Below are 1,598 nucleotides of genomic sequence, written 5' to 3'. Positions count from 1 at the left end.
TAGTCGGCCGTGAAGAACGCGCTTTTGACTTTGGGTGGGGATAGGTTGGCCCGGTGATCTGCCCTTGGTTCGTCAGGCAGGGACCATTTTCCGGGGCGCAGCAGGAAGGCAGGCCGTGAGCAGGACGCGCAAAAGCAAGGTCAGCCAAGCGACGAGCAGCCTCAGGTTATGTCCGGCGGCGACCAGGATGGCGTTGATGGCGTCGCCAGCGGTGCCGGCGAGGTGATTACGCTCCATCAGGCCGTCGGATTTGGCGTGGCCGATGATCGGCTCGATGGCATTCCGGCGTCTGAGTTCGCGCTTGATCGTTGGTGAGGCGATGCCGCGGGTGTGGGCGATGTAGACCTTGGCCTTTCCGCCATGCTTGTGCCCCTTGTAGCCCCGGTCCACATAGGCCCGCGCGACGGTGATGCCGGTCAGGCGCTCGACCTGCTCGATTTGCCCGGACAGGGTATGGCCGTCGTAGGGATTACCGGGCAGAGCTTGCATACCGACGATGAACTGGCCGCCTGCGGTGCGCGCGTTGGTGACCGCAATGGAGGTCTTTACCCCGAACTCGTAGCGCGTTCTCGCCTTGCCCTTGGCGATGCATTCCACCTCGGGCGCATGCAGTGCGTAGAGTTTATCGGTGCTGTCCGGCTTCTGGGTCAGGATCTTTGCCACCCGCTCACGCGCGAGAGCAAACGCCGCCTCGAGTTCTTCATTGCCGGCAATCTTGCGGCCGATGTCGCGATCAAGCCGACCCAGCCAGGTGCGCAAGCGTCGAACCCAGCGCATCGCCTGTTTGTGTCCACGACCGTGGATCAGCCGCGAGACATCACGCCGAGCCTGACGTCCGACGCGCAGGAATGACTGCCGCAGCTTGAGCCCGTGTTTCCTGGCCAAACGGTTCAGCCACTCGATGCCGCGCATCAGCAGATGACTGTCAGTGGGATGGGCAACCGCCTTGGTCTGGACCGTCGTATCCACCGTTACCCGCTCGCAGGCCTGCGGTGGCATCGCCTGTGTTTCCATTGCAATCCGCAGCGTCTCGGCAAGCAAGAGCTCAAGCTTGTCCGCGCCGATCCGCCCGCGCCAGCGGGTCATCGACGAGCGATCGAGCGGCAGCTTGTGGCGGAAGTACTGTTCGCCGCAGAAGTACTGGAAATACGGGTTCTCTACCCAGCGGGCACACACGGCCTCGTCGGACAGACCTTCCATGTGCTTGAGCAGATGCAAGCCTGCCATCAGCCGCGTCGACAGGCCAGGGCGCCCCTTCTCGTGATAGAACCGGCCAAACGCTTCATCGAAGCGCGACCAGTCGATCAACCGAGCCAGCTTCACCAGCGCGTGCCCCATGTCGATCATGTTGTCGAGCTGGCTGCGGAACAACTCGTCACTGCGCGGGGCGGGCTTCTTCGGCGGCATCGGCAAACCTCATCGTGTCGACCACCACAATGAATCACAGCCCGGTTTGCTGAGGAAGCCCCTACGTGCACGGGCGCGCAAAATCGCAAGCTTTTGGCGCGATCCTGCCCGAAACCTTGCAAATACGATTACTTCAAATCCGCCAAAACCGACGCATTTCTGCGGCTTTGAGCGCTTTTCACGGGCGACTA

General features: G+C 62.2%; 2 protein-coding genes. Both read right to left on the bottom strand.

Translation table 11 applies throughout. From position 1 onward, the window contains the following. Positions 1-72: 72 nt before the first annotated feature. Positions 73-1,407 carry an IS5 family transposase gene (locus H7F49_RS19150; RefSeq protein WP_185685144.1) on the bottom strand — a complete coding sequence of 445 codons (1,335 nt, stop codon included), beginning with the start codon at positions 1,405-1,407 and terminating at the stop codon, positions 73-75. Positions 1,408-1,416: 9 nt separating this feature from the next. Further along, positions 1,417-1,598: hypothetical protein (locus H7F49_RS19400; RefSeq protein WP_214647919.1), on the bottom strand; the 182-nt coding region annotated here is incomplete at its 5' end.

The sequence above is a fragment of the Novosphingobium aerophilum genome (assembly GCF_014230305.1).
GTDB classification, from domain to species: Bacteria; Pseudomonadota; Alphaproteobacteria; order Sphingomonadales; family Sphingomonadaceae; genus Novosphingobium; species Novosphingobium aerophilum.
Note: the sequence above shows the minus strand (reverse complement) of the source record. Positions and strands in the feature narration are given on the sequence as shown.